Origin of the sequence: Chromobacterium subtsugae (genome assembly GCF_001676875.1) — a bacterium.
GTDB lineage: Bacteria > Pseudomonadota > Gammaproteobacteria > Burkholderiales > Chromobacteriaceae > Chromobacterium > Chromobacterium subtsugae.
The window spans coordinates 426,597-451,598 of the sequence record NZ_JYKA01000001.1 but is presented as its reverse complement, the minus strand read 5'-3'; the positions used below and the strand labels follow the sequence as shown (position 1 = coordinate 451,598).

The following is a 25,002-nucleotide window of genomic DNA, read 5'->3' as shown; positions in this document are numbered from 1 at the left end:
ACATAGCCGCGGCCGGACCTTGTGCCCGATAGGGCGGCGGGCCGCGCTTGATGCGAGCTGGCGGGGGCGGGGAGGCGGAGGCCTGATGAGCCGCGCGCGGCGCGGTAAAAAAACAGGCCCCGGAGGGGGCCTGTTGTCGATCAGCGGATATTCACCACCTTGTGGGTCTGCACCGATAGCCGCCACTGCGGATGCGCCATGCAGTAGGCGATGGCGGCGCGGGTGTTGGCGGCCAGGTCGGGGCCGTCCATAGGCTGCAGATAGAAGGTGCCGAAGTCCAGATGGGCGACGCTTTCCGGCATCTGGGCGGCTTGCGGATAGACCAGCTTCAGCTCGTCGCCCGCCAGCTGTTTCAGCTCCGAACCGGCCTTGGGACTGACGCAGATCCAGTCCAGCCCGGCGGGCGCGGCGACGGTGCCGTTGGTTTCGACGGCGATCTCGAAGCCTTCGGTGTGCAAGGCGTCGACCAACTCCGCATCCAATTGCAGCAGCGGCTCGCCGCCGGTGCACACCACGTAGGGCGAGCCGCCGGCGTCTTGCGGCCATTCGGCGGCGATGCGCTTGGCCAGGGCCTCGGCGCCGTCGAACTTGCCGCCGTCAGGGCCGGCGCCGACGAAGTCGGTGTCGCAGAATCGGCAAACGGCCTTGGCGCGGTCTTCCTCGCGGCCCGACCACAGATTGCAGCCGGCGAAGCGGCAGAACACCGCGGCGCGGCCTGCCTGGCGGCCCTCGCCTTGCAGCGTGTAGAAAATTTCCTTGACGGTATAGGTAGTCACTGCGGTTCCCGATGTGAATGGCTTACAGCAGCGGCCAGCGCATATCCTGATGGAAATGCAGCGAGACGCCGGCGTTTTCGTTTTCCATCAGGTCGACGCGAGCCAGCTCCGGCACCAGCGGCGACAGCTGGGCGTGGACCCATTCCGCCACCGCGGCGTTGTCCCGGCTGCGCAGCCCGGCCAGCTTGTCCAGCGGATTGTGGTCCAGCTGGCGGTAGATCGGCTTGAAGCGGTCCTTGACGTCGCCGAAGTCCAGCAGCCAGCCCATGGTGCGGTCGATGCCGCCGGACAGCATCAGGCGCACCAGGTAGCTGTGGCCGGTGTAATTGCCGGCGGCGTCGAACGGCATCGCGCTTTCGAAGCGCTGTTCCTTCCAGATGCGGAAGCGCTTGCCGTCGAACTGGCTGCCGGCGCTGTGGGTCTCCCGCACTTCCACCCAGGCGAGGCCGGGCAGCGCGTCCCGCAATTGCTGGTGCAGCCATTGCGCCAGCACTTCGCTGGTGGGATTGTCGAGGCCGGCGATATCGTTCAGGTAGCGGTGGTTGAGGCGGCCGCGCAGCGGCTCCCAGGCGCGCGCCAAGTCGTCCTGGCTGCAGCGCGCGGCGTCGGCGACGATGCGCACGCCGAAGCCGTGGCCGTGCAGGCGGCCGCATTTGTGGCCGGGCGGCACGTGCGGCAGATGGTGGGCGGCCTCGAACGAAGTATTCAGCCAGACCAGCGCTTGGACGCCGTCCAGCATCACGCCGCGGTCCGGCGCGCTTTGCAGCCGGATGGCCGCCGGATGGGGCAGGGCGTCGGCCAGGTGGCGGGCTAGCGCCAGATCGTCGCAGGCGGCCAGCGCGGTGTTCAAGTCGGCATAGTCGAGCGCCGCCGCCGCGGCTTCAACCGCGGCTTGCAGCGTCGTCTGATCGGTGTATTGGGCTTCGGCGCGGACGCCGAGACGGAAGCTGTGGCCGTGCGGGCGCGCTTCGCGGCCGGGGGCGGCATGCAGCTGCCGCGCAGCTTCGAAGCCGGCGCCGGCCATCATGTAACAGGCGTGCATGTCAGTTTCCTTGCGCTTCGGCCTGGCAGCGGGATACCAGCGGGTCGGCCACGCCGGCCTCGGCGAAGCCTTTGGCGCGCAGTTCGCAGGAGGCGCAGCGGCCGCAGGGCGGCACCTCGCCGTTGTAACAGGTATGGCTCCAGGCCAGGGCTTCCATGGCCCCCACCTGTTGCGCCAGCGTCACGGTTTCGGCCTTGGACAGGTACATCAACGGCGTGTGCAGCTCGACCCGGCTGTCCATGCCGAGGCGCAGCGCCACTTCCAGCGCTTTCAGGGTGTTTTCGCGGCAGTCCGGGTAGCCGGAGTAGTCGGTCTGGGCCACGCCGGTCACCAGATGGCGGGCGCCGCGGGTATAGCCGAAGGCGGCGGCGAAGGTGAGAAATACCAGATTGCGGCCCGGCACGAAGGTATTGGGCAGCGCGTCGTCGTCGCGCGCGCCGGTTTCCGGCGCGATGCCGTCGTCGGTAAGCGCATTGCCGCCGATGGCGGCGAAGGTATCGATCGGCAGCACGGTCTGGCGCACGCCGGCGAGGGCGGCGATTTTCTTCGCGGCGGCCAATTCCACGCGGTGGCGCTGGCCGTAGTCGAAGGTCACCGCTTCTACATTGCCGTCGCCGAAGCGCCGCAGCGCCCAGTACAGGCAGGTGGTGGAGTCCTGGCCGCCGGAGAGCACTACCAGGGCTTTTTCAGATGCTTGATTCATAGTCCGTCGAAAAACAGTCGAGGGTTGCGACAGCGCGCCGGGATCGGTCTCACCCGGCGCAGGAAACCTTAAATTTTACCCCACTATAGCCCGGCGATGTTGGCGGCGAAATGGCGCCATTTTTATGACATGTGGAAATATTGCAACGTCGGTAATTTTATTGATTGCGATCATGACTTGTTCATGCAATTAATTATCTGCGCATGATGAATGCGTGCTTTATAACTTTCCGTGATTTAGAAAATACCCATCCAATAAGGGGAAAACAATGGACAAGAGATTGCCAGCCGTGGCCGCGGCTTTGCTGTTGGCGGCTTCCGCCGCTCACGCCGGCGACCTGCAGGTCAGCCTGGGGCAGCCGGTGGTCAGCGCGGGTCAGGACGTTGACGTCGCTTTGACTTACCGCAATACCGGCAAGGAGACCTTGCACGTGTACCGCTGGTTCGTGCCCGGCAAGGAACTGCAGGAGCAGTTTCTGGCGGTGAATGTGAACGGCAAGCCGGCCGAGTACCTGGGCCCGCGCTACAAGCGCGTGGTGCCGTCGCTGCGCGACACCGTGGCGCTGGCGCCCGGCGCCACGCTGAACGCCAAGGTGAGGGTGTCCGAGTATTACGACCTGTCCAAGCCGGGCCAGCTGAGCGTCCGTTTTGAAAGCAGCAGCAACAAGGTGCTCAACCGCAGCCTGCCGGCCGGCGTCAATGCCAAGCAGGCGGCCGCGCCGCAGGCCGACGAGGCCATTTCCTCCAATGTGGTGGGCGCCTACAGCGCCGGCAGCGTCAGCCCCTTGCTGACCAAGTCCAAGGCGGCCAAGCAGGAGTGGCAGGTGCTCAGCCGCAGCGCGGTCAGCGGCGTCAGCTACGCCGGCAATTGCTCGGTCAGCCAGCAGTCGCAATCGCGCGACGGCGTGCTGGCCGCCAGCGCCATGGCCAGCGAAACGGCGGCCTACCTGGCCGGCACGCCGTCCGGCACGCCGCGCTTCACCACTTGGTTCGGCAAGTACAGCCAGGCCAACTGGACCACCGCCAAGTCGCATTACGTCAACATCAAGGATGCGCTGGACAGCAAGCCGATCAAGCTGGATTGCAGCTGCACCGACGGCGGCACTTATGCCTACGTCTATCCGGGGCAGCCGTACACCGTCTATCTGTGCGGCGCTTTCTGGACCGCGCCGACCAAGGGCACCGACTCCAAGGGCGGCACCCTGGTGCATGAGTTGTCGCACTTCACCGTGGTGGCGGGCACCCAGGACCATGTCTATGGCCAGGCCGGCGCCAAGAGCCTGGCCAAGAGCAACCCGGCCCAGGCCTTGGACAATGCCGACAACCATGAATACTTCGCCGAGAACACCCCGGCGCAGCAGTAAGCGGACGATTGTCTGAGCACGCCCATCCCCGCCGCGCGCGATGCCGCCGGCGGGGATGTTTGCATTTTGGTTGCGCCGCGGCATGGCCTGCGGGACTGGTGCGATAGATGTGCCGCAGTGCGGGCGGATAGTGGGCTATGCTATCGACAGGAGGCGGTCCGGCGTGCAGCCGGGACGCGATGTCATGCCGACCGGCAGCGGACAAGGCTAGAGGGAGCGATGTCGTCGACGACCATCTTGCTGGTAGAGGATAGCGCCACCAACCGGTATTTCATCGAACAGTTCATCATGGAACTGGGATATCGGTGCGTGTCGGCCAAGAATGGCCTGGAGGCGGTGGCCTATTGTCGGGATCATCTGCCGGACCTGATCCTGATGGATGTCATCATGCCCGAAATGGACGGCCTGCAGGCGACGGCCGAGCTGCGGCGGATGTTCGGCGAACACTGGGTGCCCATCATTTTCCTGACCAGCCTGAACGAACTGGAAAGCGTGGTCGGCGGGTTGAAATCGGGCGGCGACGACTACCTGGCCAAGCCGGTGAGCTTCGATTTGCTGTCGGCCAAGATCCATGTCTTCCTGCGCATCGCCGAGATGCAGAACCAGATCAACCAGGACGCGGTGCGGCTGGAAAAGTACTTCCGCGAGAACGAGGTCGAGCAGCAGCTGGCGCTGGAACTGATCGAGCGGCTGATCGGCCAGCGCACATCCCAGCCGGAGTATGTCTGGCAATACCTGAGCCCTGCCGCCAGCTTCAACGGCGACCTGATCATCATCTGCCAGCCGCCATCCGGCGGCGAACACATCATGTTGGCCGACTGCACCGGCCATGGCCTGACGGCGGCCATCAGCGCGCTGCCGGCTATCGATTGCTTCTATGAAATGACCCAGGCCGGCTGCGGCATGGCCGAGATCGCCAGGGGGGTCAATCAGAAGCTGCACCGCCTGCTGCCGGGCGGGCGTTTCGTCGCCGCGGCGCTGATCGCCATCGAACCGGAAGGGCGGCGGCTGAACATCTGGAACGGGGGCGTGCCCTGCGTGTTGCTGTTCAACGACCAGGCCCAGGTGATAGGCAGCTGCAAATCCTCCCATCCCCCGTTAGGCATTCTGCCGTCGGAGGCGTTCGACGATTCGATGCAGTCGCTGGAATGGCGGCCTTCCCAAGTGCTGGTGGTCAGCTCCGACGGCATCACCGAGGCGAAAAACGGCGCCGGAGAGATGTTTGGCCTGCCGGGCGTGGTGGCGGCCGCGGGCAAGGGCTGGCCGGCGCGGATAGGAGAAAGCGTGCTGGAGGCGGTGACGGCCCATATGCAAGGCGGCGCGGCCAGCGACGACATTTCCTTGCTGGTGATTCGCCACCCGCCCCCGCATTGAGCGGCGCCGCGGCTAGACGGCGCAGATGCGGCCGCGGCCGGTATTCTTGGCCAGATAGAGCTGGTCGTCGGCCATTTTCATCAGATGCCGGCCATCGCTGTCCGCATCCGGCGCCATGGCGGCCACGCCCAGGCTGAGGGTGACGGTGTGGTCCGGTTGCGAATCGGCGTGTTCGATCTGCAGCGCGCGGATCGCCGCCTCCATCTTGATGGCCACCGACACCGCGCCGGCCAGGCTGGTTTCCGGCATCAGGCAGACGAATTCCTCGCCGCCGAAGCGCGCGGCCAGGTCGTAAGGCCGGTTCAGCTGCAGCTGCAGGGTGCGGGCGATCTGGCGCAGGCATTCGTCGCCCATCGTGTGCCCGTAGCGATCATTGTATTTCTTGAAATGATCGACATCGGACATGATCAAGGCCAAGGACGAGCCGTGGCGCAGGCAATGACGCCAGACCTTGTCGAATTGCGCGTCGAAGTAGCGCCGGTTGGCGATGCCGGTCAGCCCGTCGGTGAAGGCCAGCGCGCGCAACTGGTCGGCCTGGTGTTTCAAGGTGAGGTGGACGTTGACCCGGTTGCGCAAGGTGGCCGGTGTCACCGGCTTGGTGACGAAATCTACCGCGCCGGCCTCCCAACAGGCCGCCTCCTGTTCCTGGCTTTGATGGCCGGTCACGAAGATGACCGGTATGCCCTGGGTGGCGGGCTCCTGTTTCAGGCGCCGGCACACCTCCATGCCGTTCATGCCCGGCATTTCCACATCCAGCAGCAGCAGGTCGGGCGGGGCATTCTGGCAGAAAGCCAGCGCTTGTTCGCCGCTGGTGGCCATGAATACCTCGTGTTCGGACTGCAATATCTGGTGGGCGACCATGATATTGCTGGGCTGATCGTCCACGACCAGTATCCGGCCGCGGTGAAAGGCCGGGGCCGGGGCTTCTGCGGATAGATTGGCGCTCATGGCTGATCCACCTTGGCTCGTTGCAGGATGTCCGCGCACAGGCGGGCCGCCGCAGCGAAGTTCATCTTCATGATGGCGTCGCTGAGCTGGTCGAACTCGCCCGGCATGGCGTGGTAATGCTGCTGGCGCAACTGCTCGAAGACATGCATCGCTTCAAGATTAGCCGTATTGAGCATGTGCCGCAGGCTGGCGAGGCCGATGTGCAGGTCTTCGGCGTCCGTATCGGCCCGCGCGGCGGGCGCCGCGCCATGGGGAAGCCGTTCCGCCTCTTCCTGGGCGGCGGCTTCCGCCCGCTGCGCGGCCTGGCGCAGCGGCTCCGGATTGTCGGGCCAGCGCTGTTCCGGGGCGCGCATGGTTTTTTCCTCCGCCGCGGCCAGCGCCGCCAATTCTTCGGCGCCGACGGTGGCGGCCAGGCCCTTCAGGGTGTGCAAGGCCTGGACGGCCTTGTCCCGGCGCTGGCTGGCGCGGGCATCCTCCAGGTCGCGCAGCAGCGAATGGATTTCATCGCAGAAACTGAGCAGGGTATGGCGGTAGATCTGCAGATTGCCGCCGAAGCGCGGGATGGCGGACTGGCTGTTCAGCGTTTGCTTGCCGTCCGCGGGCCGCGGTTGCGGGGGAGGGGCCGGCGGCGGCGCGGCGGGCCTGCCGGTATGGCGCTGGATCACTTCCACCAGCTGCGCCAGATCGAAGGGCTTGCCGACGTGGTCGTTCATTCCGGCCTCTAGCGCGGCCTCGCGGTCGGCCGGCATCACATTGGCGGTCATGGCGATGATGGGCAGTTGGTCGGCGGGATGGTCGGCGCGTATGCGCCGGGTGACGGTGTAGCCGTCCATGTCCGGCATCTGGATGTCCATCAGCACCAGATCGTATAGCGGCGCGGCGTCATGCACTGCCTGCAGCGCCGCCTGGCCGCAATCTGCCACCGCCACTTCCGCGCCTTCGTGGCCCAGTAGTTCGCGGGCGACCTGCTGGTTGGTCGGGTTGTCCTCCACCAGCAGCAGGCGCAGCCCGCTCAGCCGGGGGGCTAGGTTCGCCGGGCGGATCGGCGTCGGCGCGGGCTCGCCATGGCTGGCCTGGGCGTCGGCGACGGCGTCGAACAGCATCGAGGCAGTGACCGGTTTCACCAGCATGCTGTCGAACAGGTCGGGATCGCGCTGTTGCCGCTGGGCGAACAGTTCGCGTCCGTAGGCGGTCACCATCATGATGACAGGGGTGTGCCGGCCGCTTTGCATCGCGCGCAGCCGGCTGCAGGTTTCCCAGCCATCCATGCCGGGCATCTTCCAGTCTATCAGGACGATGTTGTAGTCCCGCCCTTCGGCCACCATGGCCAGCGCTTCCTCGCCGCTGCCGGCGACATCCACCTGCCAGCCGAAGGAGCGCAGGATGGCGCTTTGCGTTTGCCTGGCGGTGTCGTTGTCCTCTATCACCAGGCAGCTCAGATTATGCAGCGAGACGATGCCGGCGGGCGGAGCCAGCGGGGGGGGCTGCGCCGTCTCGCATTCGATGGTGAAGCTGAAGGTGCTGCCCTGGCCTTGCTCGCTTGCCACGCTCAGCTGGCCGCCCATCAGGCTGACCAGGCGCTGGCTGATCGCCAGGCCCAGGCCGGAGCCGCCGTAGCGGCGGGCGGTGGAGGTTTCGGCTTGCGAAAAGCCTTCGAAGATGCGCTGGCATTGTTCGGCAGAAATCCCGATGCCGGTGTCGCGGATGGCGAAGGCGATGGTCAGCCGGTTCTCGTCCTGTTGTTGCAGCCGGGCCGACAGCACCACTTCCCCGCGCTCGGTGAACTTGATGGCGTTGCCGGACAGGTTGATCAGGATCTGTTGCAGACGCAGGGCGTCGGCGACGATTTCGTCCGGCAGCGCCGGATCGATGTCGAACAGGATCTCGACATCCTTGTCGCCGACATTGGCGGACAGGATCACGCCGATGTCGCGCAGCAGCTTGTCGATGCTGAAGGGGTGAGGGTCCAGCGTGAGCTTGCCGGCCTCGACCCGCGAGAAGTCCAGGATGTCGTTGAGGATGGCCAGCAAGGTGCGCGCCGCCGTGGCGGCCTTGTCGGTGTAGTCCGCCTGGCGGTTGTCCAGCCCGGTCTGCTGCAGCAGCTGCAGCATGCCGAGAATGGCGTTCATCGGCGTGCGGATTTCATGGCTCATATTGGCCAGGAATTCCGATTTGGCGCGGTTGGCGCTGTCGGCGGCGGCCTTGGCCTCCAGCAGCCAGTCCTCCTGCTCCCGCTGGCTGGTGATGTCGCGGTTGATGCCCAGCACGCGGCCGGGCTTGCCGTCGGCTTCGTATTCGATCAGCGCCGCGGCCTGCAGGTAGCGGATTTCGCCGTCCTGGCGGACGATGCGGAAGGTGGGGTTGTAGACGTCGCTGCCTTCCAGCGCGCCCTGCAGCTTGTGTTCGGCCATCGCGATATCGTCCGGGTGGACGCGCGAGCGCCAGTGGTTGTAGTACAGGCCGAACACCCTGAAGGATTTGGGGATGTCGTAAATCTCGAACATCCGGTCATTCCATTCCAGGGTGTCGCTGTTGATCTCCCAACGCCAGATGCCCAGTTCGGCCACCTCGGCGGCTTTTTCCAGTTGGTCGCGCGCCGACTCCAGCGCGCGCCGGTCCTGTTCGCGCTCGGTGATGTCGGCCGCGATGCCGAGATAGCCGCTGGCCTCGCCAGCCTCGTTTTCCAGCGTCGAGACGGTCAGCTGCACCGGGAACAGGCGGCCGTCGCGGCGAGCGTAGGTCCACTGGCTTTCATTGCTCAGGCCGTGGCGGGAGCGGGCGACGATGGCGTCGAAGCCGGCCTGGATGTCCTCGCTCAGTTCCTGCGACAAGCTGGCCGCCTGCGCGGCCAGCTCGCTCTGGCGGTGCAGCCGCGTCAGCGGCTGCCGGCCTATCATCTCGTCGGCGCGGTATCCCAACATGCGTTCCGCCGCTGGATTGAACAGCGTGATCATGCCGGAGAGATCGGTGGCGATGATGGCGTAGCCGGCATTGGCCAGGATGGCGTTCTGCAGCGCCGAGTAAATGCGGATTTGCGCGGTGCGCGCCTCCACCTGTTGCTCCAGCGAGGCGTTCAACTCGCGGATGCGCTTTTCAGTGGCTTTCTGGTCGGTGATGTCGCGGATGGTCAGCGCGAAGCCGCTTAGCCGGTTGTCGCGGCTTTGGATCGGCGACATGGTGATGGCGACGTCCAGCAGCAGGCCTTCGCGGGTGTGGAGCGAGCTGTTGAAGCTGTTCTGCACGCCATCCTGGCGCAGTTCCCGCAGCAGCGGTTCGATCTCGGGCGGCACGATCAGCTCGGTCAATTTGCGGGAAAGCGTTTCCGCGGCCGGGTAGAGGAACATTTTTTCGGCGCCGGCGTTCCAGCTGCTGACGGTGCCGTCGGGCGTGCAGCCGATGATGGCGTCGTGCGAGCTTTCCACGATGGCGGCCAGTTCGGCCTGCCGCGCGCTGGCCTGCCGGTATTTCCTCAGGTAGAGCGAGGCGACGGCGCCGATCAGCAGGAAGATGCCCAGCGAGGTGGCCAGCGTGGCGCGCCGGGTGGTGGCCACCATGCCGGCCACCGCCTCGTCAGGCAGCACCGCGTACACGGTGCAGTAGTGGTTGGGGAAGGCCGGGTTGAACGGGATGTTGATCGAGCGCACATAGGCGGTGCCGTGCGGCGACGAGTAGGCCTGCAGGCCTTCCGGCTGCCCCAGCAACGGGGTGGTCGGCTGGAAGTCGTCGCTCCAGCGCCATTGCAGGTTCTTTTCGAAGCCGAAGACGCGGCTGGGGTCGGGTTGGGCCAGGTAGTCGCCGCCCTGATTGGTGACGTAAAGCTTCAGTTCCACCGGGATGCTCTGGAACAGCGAGGCCAGCAGATTGCGGGCGTCGAAATTGATGATGACGATGCCGAAGGTTTTGCCGCCGGCGTCGCGTATCGGCGTGGCCACCCGGATGGTCGGCACCGCGGTGTTGCCGCCGGCGTCGCGGTGGCGGGAGCCTAGGTTGATGTCGGAGAAGTACACCTGCCCGGTTTCCAGGCGGATGGTTTCCTGCATGTAGTCGCGGTCGCCGTGCGCCTGCAGTTTCGCCGCGGGGGTGACTTCCACCTGGTCTTGGGCATTGCGCTCCACCCGCGCCAGTTCTTTGCCATCGTTGGCGATGCCGATGAAGCGGACAGAGGAAAATTCGGGATTGGCGGCGAGGAAGGCGCTGAAGATGGAGGCGAGGCGGCTGTGCCAGGCCGCCATCGTGGAGTTTTCCTGCGGGTCGACGCCGCCGTGCGCGCTGGCGCGGACGATGCCGGAGACCGGCGGGGTGGCGCTGAGGAAACGCACGTCGCGCGCCAGTTGGTCGAATTGGTTGCGCAGGATGGCGTCGCGGGTGTGGGTGACGTAGCCCAGGCGGATCTGGTAGGCGGACAGCAGCTGCTGGCGCTGGTGCAGGCCGGTCTGGAACACCACCGCCGCGGTGACCGCGATCATCGTGCAGACGAAAACGACGGCAACGCGCAGTTCGGGCCGCGACCAGATGCGGGAACGGAAGGTGGACAAGTTGCCGCTCCTGAAAAAAACCGGGGATGTTGGGGCCGGCAGCGGGCCTCATTGACCATTATAGGAAGCGGCGCGACTCATTCAAATTGCATTCGCCGGCCGGCGGCGCGGATGAAAAAAGCCCCGCCGGAGCGGGGCCTGGAGCGGATTCAGCGCAGTTGCTTCCACAAGAACGCGTATTCCATCGCGGCGATGCGCGCCTCTTCGTCGTGATTGGCGGCGGAGCCGTGGCCGCCCTCGGTGCGCTCGTAGTAGCGGACGTCGGCGCCGATCTGCTTCATCGCGGCGAACATCTTGCGGGCATGGCCGGGATGAACGCGGTCGTCCAGCGTGGAGGTGACGAACAGCGTGGCCGGGTAGCGGGTGCCGGGGCGAATGTTCTGGTACGGCGAGTAGCGCTTGATGTAGGCCCAGTCGGACGGCTGGTCCGGGTTGCCGTATTCGTCCATCCAGCTGGCGCCGGCCAGCAGCTTGTTGAAGCGCTTCATGTCCAAGAGCGGCACCTGGCAGACGATGGCGTGGAACAGTTGCGGATACTTGGTCAGCATCACGCCCATCAGCAGGCCGCCGTTGCTGCCGCCCTTGATGCCCAGGTGGCGCGCGTCGGCGATGCCGCGGCGCGACAGGTCTTTGGCGATGGACGAGAAATCGTCGTAGGCTTTCTGGCGCTTGTGTTTCAGCGCCGCCTCATGCCAGGCCGGGCCGTATTCGCCGCCGCCGCGGATGTTGCCCAGCACGTAGACGCCGCCTCGCTCCAGCCAGGCCTTGCCCAAGGTGCCGCTGTAATAGGGCGTCAGCGAAACCTCGAAGCCGCCGTAGCCGTATAGCAGCGTCGGGTTCTTGCCGTTGAGCTTCAAGTCTTTGCGCGCCACCACGAAGTAAGGCACCCGGGTGCCGTCGTTGGAGCGGGCGAAGAACTGCTGGATGCGGTAGGGCTTGGCGTCGAAGAAGGCCGGCTGCTGCTTCAGCGGCTCGCGCGCGTCGCTGCCGATGTGGGCCAGCGACAGCGAGGTCGGCGTCAGGAAGTCGGTGAAGGTGAAGAAGTAGTCATTGGAGCTGTCGCCGTCCACTGGGCTGACGTCTATGCTGCCGTAGCCGGGCGCGGCCACCGGGCGCGACCGCCACTTGCCGTCCGCCACCTTCCATTCCACCAGCCGGCTCTTGACGTTGTCGAGTACGGTCAGGATCAGCGCGTCGCGGGTGCCAGCGCTGCCGCCCAGCGAGGTGGTGGCGGTCGGCTGGAACAGCGCGGCGAAATCGCGCTTGCCTTGCAGGTAGTCGTCCACCTTCACCGCCAGCAGGCTGCCGGCCTTCCAGTCATGGCCGCCGACCTGCCAGTTCTGGCGCGGCCGCAACAGCAGCCAGGCGCCGTGGAAAGACGCCTCGACATGGCCGGGCTTGTCCAGCTTCAGCCATTTGCCGTCGCGCTTCAGATAGGTGTCGTTGGTGAAGAAGCTGGTGCCCTGGCTGATCACGTCGTAGTGCTGGCCGGCGGTGTCGATGCCGTCGGCGTTGACCGAGATGTCGGTCTGCCTGCCCTCGAACAGCGTGGCGGCGTCGGCCAGAGGCTGGCCGCGCTTCCACTCCTTGACGATGCGCGGGTAGCCGGAGTCGGTCAGCGTGCCCTTGCCGAAATCGGTGGCGACGTACAGCGTGTCGCGGTCGGCCCAGTTGACTTCGCTCTTGGCTTCCGGCACCACGAAGCCGTCGGCGAGGAAGCGCTTGGCCGGCAGGTCGAACTCGCGCACCACCGCGGCGTCGCCGCCGCCGCGGCTCAGGCGGATCAGGCAGCGGTCTTGCCTGGGCTTGACGCAGTCGGCGCCCTGCCATACCCAGTTTTCTTTTTCATCCTTGGCCAGCTGGTCCAGGTCCAGCACGGTTTCCCAGGCGGGGTCGGCCTTGCGGTATTCGTCCAGCGTGGCGCTGCGCCACAGTCCGCGCGGATGCTGGGCGTCGCGCCAGAAGTTGTAGTAGCGGCCGCCTATCTTTTCGATGGCGGGAATGCGGGCGCCGGAGTCGAGAACGGACAGGATGCCTTGCTTCAGCGCGGAGAAATCTTGCCAGTTCTCCACTTCCCGGCTGGTGTGCTCGTTCTGCTGCTTCACCCATTGCAGCGCATCCTTGCCCTGGATGTTCTCCAGCCATAGGTAGGGATCTGCCGCCGCGTGAGCCTGCGTGGCCAACAGCAGGGCCGCGGATGCGAGCAGTCTGGTCTTCATGATGTTCTCCTGGGGGCGGAGCCCTTGCCGCCGGCGGCGTGCAGGGCTTTCTGTTGTGGCGGCGCGCCGCTCGCGGCGGCGGCCAATCCCAGACTGTAGCGCGTTTCAAATCCTGTTGTCATCATGGCGGCAAGCGGGTTCCGCGCGTGGATCGCGGCCAGCCCAGATGGCGGGCTTGCGGTCCGCCCACGGCAGGCTGCGCTCCAGCTGGCCGGCCAGCCGGAACAGCCTGTCCTCGCGTCCGGCCGGCGCGACGAACTGCATGCCGACCGGCAACGCCGACGCCGCATCCTGGAACAAGGGCGCCGACATGGCCGGCACGCCTGCGGCGTTGAATGCCGGCGTGAACGGCGAACCGCCCATCACATGCGCGGTCCATTGATGGCCGTCCATGCTTGCCGTGTCGGCGGCATAACTGCCGATGGGCGGCGCCAGCTCGGGCAGCGTAGGCGTCAGCAGCAGATCGTAGCGCGTGAAGAAAGCCGCGACGCTGCGGGTGACGGCGTTGCGCAAGTCCAGCGCCCGCACGATCTCGACGCCGCGCATCCCATGTCCGGTCCGGTAGACGGCCAGCGTCTGCTGCTCCAGCGTGGACAGGTCGATCTGCCGTCCGGTGGCTGCCGCCATGTCGTCGATCCACACGGCGATGTTGGCGGCCCATAGCACGGAGCTGGCATGGACGAAGGCGTCCCAGCTGCAACCCAGGGGAAGCGCCGCTTCCTCTACGATGTGGCCGAGCGATTCGCACAGCCGCGTCGCTTCGGCCAGCCGCTCGAGGACGGCGGCGGCGGTGCGCTGGCCGCCCCAGGCTTGCGCCATCACGCCTATCCGCAGCCGGCCAGGCTCGGCGCCGACTTGCGCGAAATAACTGCCGGCGGGTTCCGCGATGGAGAAGGGCTGGCCGCCGTCCGCGCCGCGCGCGGCGTCGAGCAGCGCGGCGCTGTCGCGCACCGAGCGGCTGACGCCCAGCTGCGCGGCCAGGCCGTGGATGGCCTCGTCGAGAATCGGGCCGTTGGATACGCGGCCGCGCGTGGGCTTGAGGCCGAACACGCCGCTGGCGGCGGCCGGAATGCGGATGGAGCCGGCGGCGTCGGTCGCATGCGCGATCGGCACGATACCGGCGGCCACCGCCGCCGCGGCGCCGCCGCTGGAGCCGCCCGCGCCGCGCGCCGCGTTCCAGGGGTTGCGGGTCGGGCCGCTGAGCGCGGATTCGGTGGTGCCGCTCCAGGCGAATTCGGGCGTGGTGGTCCGCCCCAGCGTGGCCAGCCCCGCTTGGCGGAAGCGCCGCATCAGGATGGAGTCGGCGGCGGCGGTGAAGCCCTGCGCCAGCCGGCTGCCGAATTCTATCTTTCTGCCCGCCATGGCGACGCCGACGTCCTTTATCAGGAAGGGCACGCCGGCGAGCGGCGATCCGCGCTCCAGCGCCGCGGCGGCGTCGGCCAGCTCGGGCTGCCAGGTTTCGATGACCGCGTTGATGTGAGGATTGACCGCCGCGCACGCCCGCAGCGCCGTTTCCGCCAGTTCTTGCGGGCTGACTTCGCCCCGCGCGACAAGCTGGCCCAGGCCGATCGCGTCGTATTGCGCATATTCCGAAAGTTTCATCGCTGATTCCCATGGCGGATGCTCCGGCTCGACATGAGCCGGAGAGGGGTGATACCGTTCGGTATCACTGCATGGGAATGATGATACCGATCGGTATCATCGTCAAGACGGATGGCAAAATGAACAAGCGAAAAGCGGCCGATTCTTCGGTCCCGCCGCGGGAGCGTCTCCTCGAGGCGGCAGGCGAACTGTTTTACAACGATGGCATCCGCGCGACCGGCGTCGAGGCGATCGCCGCCCGGGCGAATACCACCAAGATGGCGCTGTATCGACACTTCCAGTCGAAAGACGCGCTGTTGGCGGAATGGCTGCGCCAGGTGATAGCCGGCTACTGGCGCGCGTTCGACGCCATAGCGGCCGAGCACGCCGGCGATCCGCGCGCGCAGATTCTGGGGTGGGCGGCCTTTTTCGCCGACGACGCCGGCGCCTGGTCGCACCGCGGCTGTCCGTTCATCAATTCGATCGCGGAGCTGCCGGACAGAGAGCACGTCGGCCGCAAGCTGATAGCGGAATACAAGCAAGGCCAGTGGCGGCGGCTGGCGGGCTTGTGCCGGGCCGCCGGCCTCGCGTCGCCGGAGGATACGGCGAGCGAACTGATGCTGGTGTTCGAAGGCGCGCAGGTCGCCGCGCAGAACCAGTCCATCGCCGATGCCGGCGCGCTGGCGCTGCGGATCGCCAGCGCCATCGTCGAACGCCAGGCGCAGGCGTCGATAGGCTGAGCAGCCGTGGAAAAGCCCCGCCGGCAGGCGGGGCTTGCTTGGGAGCTTACAGCGCGGGGTAGTCGGTATAGCCTTCCGCGCCGCCGCCGTAGAAGGTTTCCGCTTGCGGCGGGTTCAGCGGCGCGTTGCGTTTCAGCCGCTCCACCAGGTCCGGGTTGGCGATGTAGCTGCGGCCGAAGGCGGCGGCGTCGATATAACCTTGCTTGATCAGGGTTTCGGCTTTCTCCGCGGTGTAGCCGCCGGCGCCGACGATCACGCCCGGGTAGCGTTTGCGCAGCTCGGCGCGGAAAGTTTCGTCCAGCTTGGGGCCGCCGGCCCAGTCGGGTTCGGAGATGTGGAGGAAGGCGAGCTTGCGCTTGGCCAGCTGCTCGGCCAGGTACAGCGCCATCTCCAGTTGGTCGGTGTTGCTGACGCCATTGAAGATGCCCAGCGGCGAGATGCGGATGCCGACGTGGGCGGCGTCCCATTCGCCGACCACGGCGTCGACGACCTGCAACAGGAAGCGGGCGCGGTTTTCCACGCTGCCGCCGTACTGGTCGGCGCGGACATTGGCCTGCGGCGACAGGAACTGGTCCAGCAGATAGCCGTGGGCGCCGTGGATTTCCACCAGATCGAAGCCGGCGCGGCGCGCGTTGTCGGTGGCGCGGCGGTAGTCTTCGAGGATGTCGTCGATTTCCTCGATTTCCAGCGCGCGCGGCGTGTCGCATTGCTCGCGCACCAAGCTGCCGTCGGCGGCGCGGATATTGGTGCGGCTGTCGGCCTGGATGGCGGACGGGCCGACCGGCGCGTCGCCGTTAGGTTGCAGCGAGCGGTGCGAGATGCGGCCGGTGTGCCACAGCTGCAGCGCGATCTTGCCGCCGGCCTCGTGCACGGCGCCGGTCACTTCGCTCCAGGCTTTCACCTGCTCTTCGCTATAGATGCCGGGCGCGCCGGCGTAGCCCTTGGCGGTGGGCGAGATGTGGGTGCCTTCGGCCACGATCAGGCCGGCGCTGGCGCGCTGGCGGTAGTATTCCTTGGCCAGCGGGCCGGGCACGTCGCCCGGCTCGATGTTGCGCAGGCGGGTCAGCGGCGCCATCGCCACGCGGTTGGCCAGAGTGACGGCGCCCATGATCAGCGGGGTGAACAGTTTATCGGCTTGCATGTCGGGATCCTCGAGGATGAAAAAGCGGCTTATTGATCGAAGCCAAAACCCTGGCTGCGCGCGACGGGGGCAACCTTGGGGAAGTAAACGTTGCGGTAGTAGCCGGCGGTATTGCGGCTCCAGGGCTCGCCGTCGCCGCGGCCGATGTCTTGCCAGTACTGGCGCAGGGTTTCGTCGTAGGCGGCGATGTGGCCGGGCAGGGCTTCCGCCTGGTACTGGCCGTTGTGGACGAAGCTGTCGCGCGGCAGGCGCGGCTTCACGCTGCCTTCCTGATCGGGGTGGCCCAGCGCCAGGCCCACCAGCGGGAAGGTCAGTTCCGGCAATTGCAACAGTTCTATCATTGCCTGCGGATCGCGGCGGATGCCGCCGATCGGCACCACGCCGAGCCCGGCGGAGCGCGCGGCGGTCATCAGATTGCCCAGCGCGATGCCGGCATCCACCGCGCCCACGGCGAAGGCTTCCACGCTGTTGTGTATCGTCTGCTGGGCGCCGGCCATCTCCACGCCCAGCCGGGTTTTGTGGAAATCGATCACCACGGCGATGAAGACCGGCGCCTGGGCGATCCAGGGCTGGCCGCCGGCGATTTCGGCGATGCGCTGGCGCTGTTCGGCGTCCTGCACCACCACCAGCGAGACTTGCTGGCCGTTGATCGAGGTGGGGCCCTTCCAGGCGGCGTCCAGCACCGCGTCCAGCGTTTGCTGGGAAATGGGCTTGTCCTGATAGCTGCGCACGCTGCGGTGTTGCTGCATCAGTTGCAAGGTTTCGTTCATGACAACTCCATTTAATAGACCGGTCGTCTAGATTCTGTGTCAACAAAGCCCGCTGCAAGCAGCGGGCGGTTCAAGCGGCTCAGGCGCCGCAGTTGGCGGCGGAGGGAACCTTCAACATGGTTTCGGTCAGCTTCAGCGCATTGAGCATGGGCTGGGCGGAGCGTTGCACCTTGTACAAGAGCGCGCTTCCCACCCACAGGCTGTACAGGCTGGCGGCAAGTTCGTCCGCCGGCAGATGCACGCACAGGCTGCCTTCTTGCTGGCCGCGGCGGATGGCGTCGGCCAGGCGGGAAATCACCCGGCCCATGCCTTCCGCCAGCGCTTCGCGCATCGGCTCGGACAGATCGGACACTTCCGCCGCCAGCTTCACCGCCAGGCAGGTATGGCTTTGCGCATCGCAGCGGTGCTGGCTGACCCAGCCGTTGAAATACTTGAGCAGCGAGTCGCGGGCGGGGCCGGCTTCCGGCCGCAGCCGCAGCACCAGCTGCTCGTCGTAATTGAGGAAATAACGACGCAGCAACTCCACGCCATATCCTTCCTTGGACTGGAAGTAATGGTAGAACGACCCCTTGGGCACGCCGGCGCTGGACAGGATTTCCGCCAGGCCGACAGCGGCGAAGCCTTTGCCCAGGATGATTTTCTCTCCTGTGGCAAGCAGGTGTTCGCGGGTATCGGCGGTGTGGTTGGCTCGTGACATGGCTTGATACTACTAGACCAGTCGTCTAGTTTCAAGCCGGAGGCGAATTCTCCAGTCGTGGTTGTGGCGCGCAACAGACAGTCAGGCTGTCCGCGCGCGGCCATTTTCCGGCGCGAGGCCCGGTGTTATTGGGCTTGGCGATCCCGCAGGCGGCGGCCTTCGGCGCGGAAGCGCTCATGTTCGGCTTCCGGCACCAGCGAGCCGCCGGTAGACCAGATCACGTGAGTGGCGCTGCCCAGCCGGCCGGCCAGGCCGTGGAGGTCGAGATAGGCGCGGCCGGCCGCCGAGCGGCAGATCCAGTCCGGGCCGGGCAGGCCGGCGGCGGCGGATGGTTCCAGCGCGATGCCCTCGGTTTCGAACAACTGGAGCAGCCCGGTGAACAGCTGCGCGTCCTCCACGGTGAACACGCCGGACAGCAGCCTGGCCATCAGCGGGCTGGCCAGCGGCGATGCCAGGCCCACCGCCAGGCCGTCGGCCTCGGTGCGGTTGTCCAGGCCGATATCGTAAACCGATACCGGGGCGGCGGCGCCGGCGGCCAGTTGCACCAGCATGCAGGGCGAGGCGGCCGGTTCGGCGAAGAAGCAGTGGACATGCTCGCCGTACAGCGCCTTCAGGCCGAAGGCGATGCCGCCGGGCGCGCCGCCGACGCCGCAAGGTAGGTAGACGAACAGCGGGCGCTCGGCGTCCACCGCGCGGCCGGCGGCGCGCAATTGCTCCGCCAATTCGCGGGCGGCGGCGGCGTAGCCGAGAAACAGCGCCAGCGATTGCTCGTCGTCGACGAAATGCGTGGCCGGATCGGCCGCGGCGGCGGCGCGGCCGGCGGCGACGGCTTGCGCGTAATCGCCGGCGTGCTCGATTACCTGCACGCCGTGGCGGCGCAGCCTGTCCTTCTTCCAGGCTTTGGCTTCCACCGACATGTGGACCACGGCGCGGAATCCCAGCGCGGCGGCGATCAGCCCGATGCTCATGCCCAGATTGCCGGTGCTGCCGACCATCACGGTGTATTGGGAGAAGCAGGCGCGCGCAGCGGGTTCCGCCAGCGCGGCGCGGTCGCCGGCCGCATCCAGCAGGCCGTGGCGCAGGGCTAATTCCTCCGCCAGCGCCAGCACCTCGTGAAAACCGCCCCTGGCCTTGATCGAGCCGGCCACCGGCAGCGCATGGTCGGCTTTCAGCAGCCATGCGCCTTCCCGCGCGGCGTCGCCGCCTTGCGCTTGTTGCAGCTTGGCCAACGGCAGCAGCGGCGACGCGATGACGCCGCCGCAGGCGGACAAGTCGGGAAACAAGCGCGCCAGCAGGCCTTGGCAGCGCTGCAGCCGCGTTCGGGCGGATTCGATATCGGCGGCTTGCGGACGCGGCGGCATCGGCGCGACGCCGGCCTGATCGTTTAGCCATAGCATGGCGCGTTTCGACAGCAGCTGGGCTGATAGCGAGGCGGGGAGGGAAGGGGGCATGGCAAAGAGGCGGCGTGAAGTGATTGACCTGTCAATCGTAGCGAGACAAGCCGCGGGCCGGAAGCGATAATTGCTGTTTACATCATTAGCCAGGCTAATGCCGATGCTGGATTCATCCATGTTGGGCGCGCTCAGGAGTTTCGAGGCCGCCGGACGCCTGCTCAGTTTCACCCGGGCGGCGCAGGAATTGCATCTGACGCAAAGCGCGGTCAGTCAGCAGGTCCGCAAGCTGGAGGAGCGGCTGGGCTACCGGCTGTTCGCGCGCGGCAGCGCGTTGGGGCTGACCGACAAGGGCGGTGCGCTGCTGCGGACGGTTTCCGCCGCGCTGGGCGAAATCGAGCAGACCCTGGCGCGATTGGGTGCGGACGCGGCCCCGCTGCAACTGAGCTGCGTGCCTTCCTTCGCGCTGCGCTGGCTGATGCCGCGCTTGACCGAATTCCAACGCCTGGCGCCTGAGGTGCCGTTGCGGCTGCTGGCGGAGTTTCAGCCGCCGGATGGCGGCATGGCCGGGGCGGACATCGCCATCCGGTACGACGCCGCGAGCCATGTCCCGCCGCAGGCGGTACCGTTGCTGGACGAATACCTGCTGCCGGTCGCCACGCCGGCTTACCTGGCGCGCCATCCGGCCTTCGCCGCCGGCGAATCCATGGATGGCATCGCGATGCTGCATGACGCCTCACCCTGGGACGGGGCCGAAGCTTTCGCCGAATGGCGGCTATGGCTGCAGGCGGCGCGGCCCGATTGGCTGCCGCTGCTGGGCGGCGCGCAGTTCAACCTGTCCAGCCTGGCGCTGGGCATGGCGTTGAACCACGAGGGCGTGGCGATGGCCCGCACCGCGCTGGTGTGGGACGAGCTGCAAAGCGGCAGGCTGGTGGATGTGTTCGGCCGCTGGGTGGCGTCGCCGGCGCGCTATGCGCTGCTTGGCCGCGACCCATCGCGGCGGGAAACCCAGGCCTTCGCCGGCTGGATTTCGTCAGCCTGCGCGCGGTTCGATGCCGAGCGCGAGCGCGAGCGGGTCCGGGCTCAGGGGCCCGGACCCCGGCGGCGGCAGGCGGGCTAGGCCGGATCTGCTGCATCAGGCGCCCTGGCGGGGCGGCTCAATTCGGCCAGCGCGGTTTCTCCTATGCACAGGCCCAGCTTGCGATAGCTTTCGAATTGCGACTCGTCGAACCATTGGTTCAACGTGGATTGGTGCGGGAAGGACGGGTTCGCCGCCTTGTACTGCAGCACGTCCACCGGCTCGGCGCCGTGGCCGCGCAGGCAGGGTTTCAGGTACAGCAGCCGGCCGCGCTTGCCTGACGCGTAGAAGATGTCGCCCATTTGGCAGCACGACGGACTGTAGCCGGTGGTGGCATCGATGCGGATGCTGTCCACATCGATGCGGATTTCCGCGCCCAGGTCTATCCGGCATTTGCGTATCGCGTTGCCCAGGTCTTCGAAGGTCATGTTTTCGTCCTGGCCGGCGTCGCAGGCGATGATCAGCGCGCATTCGCGCCGCGCCAGTTCGTAGATGCCCAGGTTTTCAAAATGGCCGCCGTCGCTCAGGTAGACGAAGCCCGATTCGGCGTTGGTCCGGCCGAACAATTCGTCCAGCAGGTAGCGCCAGCTGACCGGCGGCGACATTTCCCGCAGTTGGGCGGCGCTGGCCCGGTTGGGGTTGGGGCACCAGCGGCCCAGCCTGACATTGAACACCGTCAGCAGGAAGCTCACCGCCGGCGAGCTGTGGTAGCCCTGGTTGGGGCTGACCGCCGCGCCGGAGGTGGCCACCAGCGAGCCCAGCATCGGGCCCGCCTCCAGCGCCGAGGGGTCGTCCTGCAGGTAGTCGGCGGTGCGGACAAACACGTCTACCGGGTGCGGAGCGGTGTCCGGGAATTTGTAGCCGCAATACAGCGGCGAGAAAGTGAAGGACGCGGCCTTGCGTTGCTGCCAAGCCAGGTCGGAGCCGGATACCAGGTTGAGAGCGGTGTTGATCAGGTGGTAGGGGCGCTGCACCGGATTCGCCCTGGCCAGCTCGGACATCGCCAGGTCGTCTTCGGCGCAAAAGCCGGTGAAGCGATTGACGCGCTCCGATCGCAGGCGGTTGCTGGCGCCCAGGTAGCAACGGGTCAGCCGGTTGCGGTAGAAGTTGTGCAAGGAGAAGACGTTGATGTCTATCCGCGACGAGGCGAAAATGCCGACCGCCAGGCTGGCCGCCAGCAGCAGCAGGTACAACAGGCCGCCGTGGCCGGCGTCGTGCGAGGCCTGGAAGTGCAGGCTGGCCCACTCGGTGAGGTCGCAGCGGTAGTCGGGACAGGGATTGTCGCTTAGCGCCCACTGGGCGCCGGTGGTCTTGAAATAGGTCAGCAGCCAGCTCAGCAGCGCGCTGACCAGCAGCAGCAGGCCGGCGATGAACACATAGGGCCCGATCTTGGCCACCCATTCGCGCCAATCCCCCTTTTCCTTGCCGCTGGTGGCGGCGGACTGGCCTTGCCATACCGCGGCCAGCGTGGACAGCAGCCAGGCCGGCAATACCGCGTTGCGTATCCAGTCGTCGGCCACCTCGACCAAGGGCAGCGCCAGCGCCACCATGGCGAAAACCAGCAGCAGCGCCAGGTCGCTCACCAGCAGCAGCGCGCCCAGCCGCGACCACCATTCGCGCTGCAGTTCCGAAAAGCTGCGTTTGACCAGGCCGATATGCGCGGTTGCGGTCATGATGAAGGCTGCCGGCAGCAGCACGAAGCCGAAGCCGATCACATGCCAGGCCAGGAACGGCTCTTGCCGCACCGGCAGCAGATAGTCCAGCGCCTGCAGCATCAGCCACAACCCGCCGCCGCCGATCAAGCCGGCCAGCAGCGCCCAGCACACGCTGCGCCGGTAGCCGCGATTGTTCAGCTGGGTGAAGCCGTGCGCCAGAATCGCCCAGTAGAGCGCGTAAGCCGGGCTGCAGATCAGCAGGAATGGCGTCAGGGACAGTTCATGCCACGCCAGATTGCCTTGCTTCAGCCGGGACAGCGCCAGGATGGACACCGCGTAGACGAAGATCAGCAGCAACGCCACGCTGGTGGACGCGGCGGCGGGTTTGGCGGCCTGCAAACCGTCGTTCACTGTGTCGCGGGCCTGCCGCGCGGAGAAAATGGCGGCCAGCACGGCCACCGCCAGCGACATCATGTCGCCGCCGGGGTAGGTGGCGGCGTAGCCGGCGAACGCCACCAGCATGTGAGGGCATAGCAACAGCGCGGTCAGGAAGCACAGCAGCACGAACTGGTTGAGAACCAGGTTGCGGCCGTAGGTGACGACCGCGGACAGGGTGTCCAGGCTGAACAGGCCGGTTTTCGGCGTCAGGTAGTTGCTGTACTCGCGCAGGAACTGAATGGCCGGCGCCCGGCCCTGCAGATCGGTCAGCGTCTGGTTTATGGTTTCCTTGGGCCGCAGCCGGCGCTTCAGCGCGGATAGCCAGCTGCCTATATAGCCGCCGCCGGACACGGTGGACAGATAGTCCATTTGCTGCAGCCAGCCGGTTTTGGCCAGCGCCTGCAGCACGCCCAGATTGAAGGTGGCGCTGCGTATGCCGCCGCCGGAGAAGGCCAGCCCTATCATGGCGTCCTGGGGGATGTCGGCGCCGTCGGGGCCGGCTGGGCGTGGTATGTCCTCGGCCTGCCTGGCCGCGGCGATGCTGGCCCGTTCTGCCCGCAATACGTCTTGCCATTTGGAGAGAGATGTCTCAGCTTGGGAGTCCATGCTTGCGCTTTCCGTTGACCTGGCTTGTCCGGGTTGGAGGAGTGGTCATCCGGCGTCGGCCAGGATGGCGTCCGCCGCCTTTTCCGCGATCATGTACACGGCGGAAACGATGAAGAAACCGGGGATGCGCGGAAACACCGAGGCGTCGACCACCCGCAGGCCGTGCACCCCGTATACCCTGAAATCGCTGTCCAGCACGCCGTTCTGTTCGCGCGGGCCTATCGCGCAGCTGCAGGAGGCATGGTGGCCCCAGGCGTTGTCGCGGACAAACTGACGCAGTTCATCGTCGGTTTGCACCGCATCCCCTGGCAGCTCTTCTTCCGCGATCAGCTTTTGTTTTTTCAGATCGGCGGTCAGGGTGCGCACGAACTTGATCCCGTCCACCACCGAGTCCAGGTCTTGTTCGCCGCCGGCGCTGCCCTCCTCGAAGTAGTGGAAGTCGATTTGCGGCGGGTCGTGCGGGTCGGCCGAGCGCAGCGTCACGGTGCCGGCGCGGTTGTTGGTGTGGGCCTTGAGAATCGCCCAGGTCAGGTAGTTCAGGTGTTCGGGAAACAGCCGGGAGTAACCGGGGAAGTAGCCTTTGAACAGGCCCAGCAGCGCGAAGCAGAACAGGTCGGGAAGCGGCCTTTCCTTGGCTGAGCGCTTGATCACGGCCAGCACCGCGCCATTGGTGGTGTAGACGCCCTTGCGGCCTTGCTCCCATTGCTGGTATTGCGGGTCGCCCTTGGCGAATTCCGCGCCTTTCAGCACTTCCCAGTGCTTGAAGTTCATCCGATTGACCACGCCTACTTCGTAGCGGTCCTGCAGGTTCTGCCCCACGCCGGGCAGGTCCACCCGCACCGGGATGCCGTGCTGTTGCAGGTGCGCGGCCGGGCCGATGCCGGACAGCATCAGCAATTGCGGGGTGTTGAACGCGCCGCCGCACAGGATGACTTCGCGGCTGGCGCGGGCTGCGCGTTTTTCGCCGCCGCTGCCCGGCTGGTGGAAGGCGCGATAGAGCTTTTCTCCCTTCAGGTATTCGACGCCGGTGGCGCGGTTGCGCTCGTCGAACAGCACCTGGGTGGCCAGCGCGTCCAGCTCTATGTGCAGGCGGTTAGGGAAGCGTTGCGCCACATCGATTACCCGCTCGCGGCTGCCGTTGCGCTGGTGGTTGCGGGTGGCCAGCGGCGGGTAGCAGACGCCGACGGCGTTGTCGCGCACCAGCCGCCAGTCGTTGGGATCGGCCTGCCCCTGCAGCAACCAGCGCCAGCTGCTGTGCGGCACGTCCACCTCGTTGAAGGCCTTGTCCAGCGAGACCAGCAGGGTGTCCACCAGGCCGGCGTCGCCCAGCGCGGACTCCGGTATCGCTTTTTCCGTCTGCAGCCAGCCTTTCCAGCCGTGGCGGGTGGGGTTGATGCAGAACTTGCCCAGCCAGCGGTACAGCGGGCGGTGGTGGCAGTTTTCCAGTTTTTGGAAATAGCGGCGCATCAGGCCGGACGCCCAACTGGCGTCGCCGGTCAGCTGGGCGATGTTGTCCCAGTCGGCGTTGTGCGGGTAGACGGTGATCATGGCGTTGTGGGCGGTGCAGCCGCCCAGCGTGCCGGAGCGCGGGTAGAGCACGCCGTCCACCCGCTGGCCATCCCACTCGGCCCGGTACTTGGGGTCGCGCCGCTGTTGTTCGTCGTTGCGATAGTGGCGGACGAAGTAATCCAGCTTCATCGCCTTGTTTTCCGACGCCAGCGCGTGGAACACCGGCACATTGTAGTCGTCCGGCAGCCGGTCGGCGTCCGGCTGCCAGGCATCCCCCCCTTGCAGCCGGTACGGGTCGCCGCCTGCTTCCAGCAGCAGCACGCTATGCCCTTCCTCGGCCAGCCGGGCGGCCAGGGTGCCGCCGCCCGCGCCGGAGCCGACGACGATGTATTCGTAATCGGTGGAACGATTGCTGTCCGCGCTCATGCCCGCCATC

General features: G+C 66.7%; 17 protein-coding genes. 4 read left to right on the top strand and 13 right to left on the bottom strand.

Annotation, left to right across the window (positions count from 1 at the left end):
* Positions 1-140 precede the first annotated feature (140 nt).
* Genes queE through queC form a run of 3 tightly spaced genes read right to left on the bottom strand, consistent with a single transcriptional unit; the run spans position 141 to position 2,521 of the window.
* A complete protein-coding gene (gene queE / locus MY55_RS02150; RefSeq protein ID WP_043580770.1) occupies positions 141-776 on the bottom strand; it encodes a 7-carboxy-7-deazaguanine synthase in 636 nt (211 codons plus the stop codon).
* A gap of 22 nt (positions 777-798) precedes the next feature.
* Positions 799-1,818: a 6-pyruvoyl trahydropterin synthase family protein gene (locus MY55_RS24535; RefSeq protein ID WP_065201897.1), complete on the bottom strand. Its 1,020-nt coding sequence runs from the start codon at positions 1,816-1,818 to the stop codon at positions 799-801.
* A gap of 1 nt (position 1,819) precedes the next feature.
* Positions 1,820-2,521, bottom strand: a complete 702-nt coding sequence (gene queC, locus MY55_RS02140) for a 7-cyano-7-deazaguanine synthase QueC (RefSeq protein ID WP_065201896.1) — start codon at positions 2,519-2,521, stop codon at positions 1,820-1,822.
* A gap of 268 nt (positions 2,522-2,789) precedes the next feature.
* Here queC and MY55_RS02135 point away from each other — a divergent pair, with 268 nt between their 5' ends.
* Both MY55_RS02135 and MY55_RS02130 read left to right on the top strand, forming a co-directional pair.
* Positions 2,790-3,884: a M35 family metalloendopeptidase gene (locus MY55_RS02135; protein WP_043580764.1), complete on the top strand. Its 1,095-nt coding sequence runs from the start codon at positions 2,790-2,792 to the stop codon at positions 3,882-3,884.
* A gap of 219 nt (positions 3,885-4,103) precedes the next feature.
* Positions 4,104-5,258, top strand: a complete 1,155-nt coding sequence (locus MY55_RS02130; RefSeq protein ID WP_065201895.1) for a PP2C family protein-serine/threonine phosphatase — start codon at positions 4,104-4,106, stop codon at positions 5,256-5,258.
* Between the two features lie 12 nt (positions 5,259-5,270).
* Here the strand turns inward: MY55_RS02130 and MY55_RS02125 are convergent, their stop codons facing one another.
* The 4 genes from MY55_RS02125 to MY55_RS02110 all read right to left on the bottom strand — a co-directional run bounded on the left by MY55_RS02125 (position 5,271) and on the right by MY55_RS02110 (position 14,562).
* Positions 5,271-6,206 carry a diguanylate cyclase gene (locus MY55_RS02125; RefSeq protein WP_065201894.1) on the bottom strand — a complete coding sequence of 312 codons (936 nt, stop codon included), beginning with the start codon at positions 6,204-6,206 and terminating at the stop codon, positions 5,271-5,273.
* Complete coding sequence (locus MY55_RS02120) at positions 6,203-10,741, bottom strand: response regulator (RefSeq protein ID WP_081284609.1); 4,539 nt, start codon at positions 10,739-10,741, stop codon at positions 6,203-6,205. Before MY55_RS02120 ends, MY55_RS02125 begins: the two co-directional genes overlap by 4 nt.
* 149 nt (positions 10,742-10,890) lie before the next feature.
* Positions 10,891-12,960 carry a prolyl oligopeptidase family serine peptidase gene (locus MY55_RS02115; protein ID WP_065201893.1) on the bottom strand — a complete coding sequence of 690 codons (2,070 nt, stop codon included), beginning with the start codon at positions 12,958-12,960 and terminating at the stop codon, positions 10,891-10,893.
* 105 nt (positions 12,961-13,065) lie between these two features.
* On the bottom strand, positions 13,066-14,562 hold the full coding sequence (locus tag MY55_RS02110) for an amidase (RefSeq protein ID WP_065201892.1): 1,497 nt from the start codon (positions 14,560-14,562) through the stop codon (positions 13,066-13,068).
* Between the two features lie 119 nt (positions 14,563-14,681).
* On the opposite strand from MY55_RS02110, the gene MY55_RS02105 reads away from it, so the two are divergent.
* Positions 14,682-15,281, top strand: coding sequence for a TetR/AcrR family transcriptional regulator (locus MY55_RS02105; protein ID WP_043580814.1), 600 nt, complete (start codon positions 14,682-14,684; stop codon positions 15,279-15,281).
* A gap of 46 nt (positions 15,282-15,327) precedes the next feature.
* Here MY55_RS02105 and nemA read toward each other — a convergent pair whose 3' ends face one another.
* The 4 genes from nemA to MY55_RS02085 all read right to left on the bottom strand — a co-directional run bounded on the left by nemA (position 15,328) and on the right by MY55_RS02085 (position 19,340).
* Entirely contained in the window at positions 15,328-16,422 is a 1,095-nt protein-coding gene (nemA, locus tag MY55_RS02100) for an alkene reductase (protein WP_043580754.1), read from the bottom strand.
* A 29-nt stretch (positions 16,423-16,451) separates the two neighbouring features.
* Positions 16,452-17,192, bottom strand: a complete 741-nt coding sequence (locus MY55_RS02095) for an NADPH-dependent oxidoreductase (RefSeq protein ID WP_043580751.1) — start codon at positions 17,190-17,192, stop codon at positions 16,452-16,454.
* 79 nt (positions 17,193-17,271) lie between these two features.
* Positions 17,272-17,889, bottom strand: coding sequence for a TetR/AcrR family transcriptional regulator (locus tag MY55_RS02090; RefSeq protein WP_065201891.1), 618 nt, complete (start codon positions 17,887-17,889; stop codon positions 17,272-17,274).
* Between the two features lie 125 nt (positions 17,890-18,014).
* Complete coding sequence (locus MY55_RS02085) at positions 18,015-19,340, bottom strand: D-serine ammonia-lyase (RefSeq protein WP_047237375.1); 1,326 nt, start codon at positions 19,338-19,340, stop codon at positions 18,015-18,017.
* A 103-nt stretch (positions 19,341-19,443) separates the two neighbouring features.
* Here MY55_RS02085 and MY55_RS02080 point away from each other — a divergent pair, with 103 nt between their 5' ends.
* On the top strand, positions 19,444-20,400 hold the full coding sequence (locus tag MY55_RS02080) for a LysR family transcriptional regulator (protein WP_099049596.1): 957 nt from the start codon (positions 19,444-19,446) through the stop codon (positions 20,398-20,400).
* Here MY55_RS02080 and MY55_RS02075 read toward each other — a convergent pair.
* Complete coding sequence (locus MY55_RS02075) at positions 20,397-23,057, bottom strand: patatin-like phospholipase family protein (RefSeq protein WP_081284608.1); 2,661 nt, start codon at positions 23,055-23,057, stop codon at positions 20,397-20,399. The genes MY55_RS02080 and MY55_RS02075 overlap by 4 nt on opposite strands.
* 45 nt (positions 23,058-23,102) lie before the next feature.
* Positions 23,103-24,992: a GMC family oxidoreductase gene (locus MY55_RS02070; RefSeq protein ID WP_065201909.1), complete on the bottom strand. Its 1,890-nt coding sequence runs from the start codon at positions 24,990-24,992 to the stop codon at positions 23,103-23,105.
* Positions 24,993-25,002: the final 10 nt, after the last annotated feature.

Bases quoted from the DNA above. Each gene is read 5' to 3' on its own strand.
- MY55_RS24535 (WP_065201897.1), bottom strand. From the start codon at position 1,818: ATGCACGCCTGTTACATGATGGCCGGCGCCGGCTTCGAAGCTGCGCGG.
- queC (WP_065201896.1), bottom strand. From the start codon at position 2,521: ATGAATCAAGCATCTGAAAAAGCCCTGGTAGTGCTCTCCGGCGGCCAG.
- MY55_RS02135 (WP_043580764.1), top strand. From the start codon at position 2,790: ATGGACAAGAGATTGCCAGCCGTGGCCGCGGCTTTGCTGTTGGCGGCT.
- MY55_RS02130 (WP_065201895.1), top strand. From the start codon at position 4,104: ATGTCGTCGACGACCATCTTGCTGGTAGAGGATAGCGCCACCAACCGG.
- MY55_RS02125 (WP_065201894.1), bottom strand. From the start codon at position 6,206: ATGAGCGCCAATCTATCCGCAGAAGCCCCGGCCCCGGCCTTTCACCGC.
- MY55_RS02115 (WP_065201893.1), bottom strand. From the start codon at position 12,960: ATGAAGACCAGACTGCTCGCATCCGCGGCCCTGCTGTTGGCCACGCAG.
- MY55_RS02110 (WP_065201892.1), bottom strand. From the start codon at position 14,562: ATGAAACTTTCGGAATATGCGCAATACGACGCGATCGGCCTGGGCCAG.
- MY55_RS02105 (WP_043580814.1), top strand. From the start codon at position 14,682: ATGAACAAGCGAAAAGCGGCCGATTCTTCGGTCCCGCCGCGGGAGCGT.
- nemA (WP_043580754.1), bottom strand. From the start codon at position 16,422: ATGCAAGCCGATAAACTGTTCACCCCGCTGATCATGGGCGCCGTCACT.
- MY55_RS02095 (WP_043580751.1), bottom strand. From the start codon at position 17,192: ATGAACGAAACCTTGCAACTGATGCAGCAACACCGCAGCGTGCGCAGC.
- MY55_RS02090 (WP_065201891.1), bottom strand. From the start codon at position 17,889: ATGTCACGAGCCAACCACACCGCCGATACCCGCGAACACCTGCTTGCC.
- MY55_RS02085 (WP_047237375.1), bottom strand. From the start codon at position 19,340: ATGCCCCCTTCCCTCCCCGCCTCGCTATCAGCCCAGCTGCTGTCGAAA.
- MY55_RS02080 (WP_099049596.1), top strand. From the start codon at position 19,444: ATGCTGGATTCATCCATGTTGGGCGCGCTCAGGAGTTTCGAGGCCGCC.
- MY55_RS02075 (WP_081284608.1), bottom strand. From the start codon at position 23,057: ATGGACTCCCAAGCTGAGACATCTCTCTCCAAATGGCAAGACGTATTG.
- MY55_RS02070 (WP_065201909.1), bottom strand. From the start codon at position 24,992: ATGAGCGCGGACAGCAATCGTTCCACCGATTACGAATACATCGTCGTC.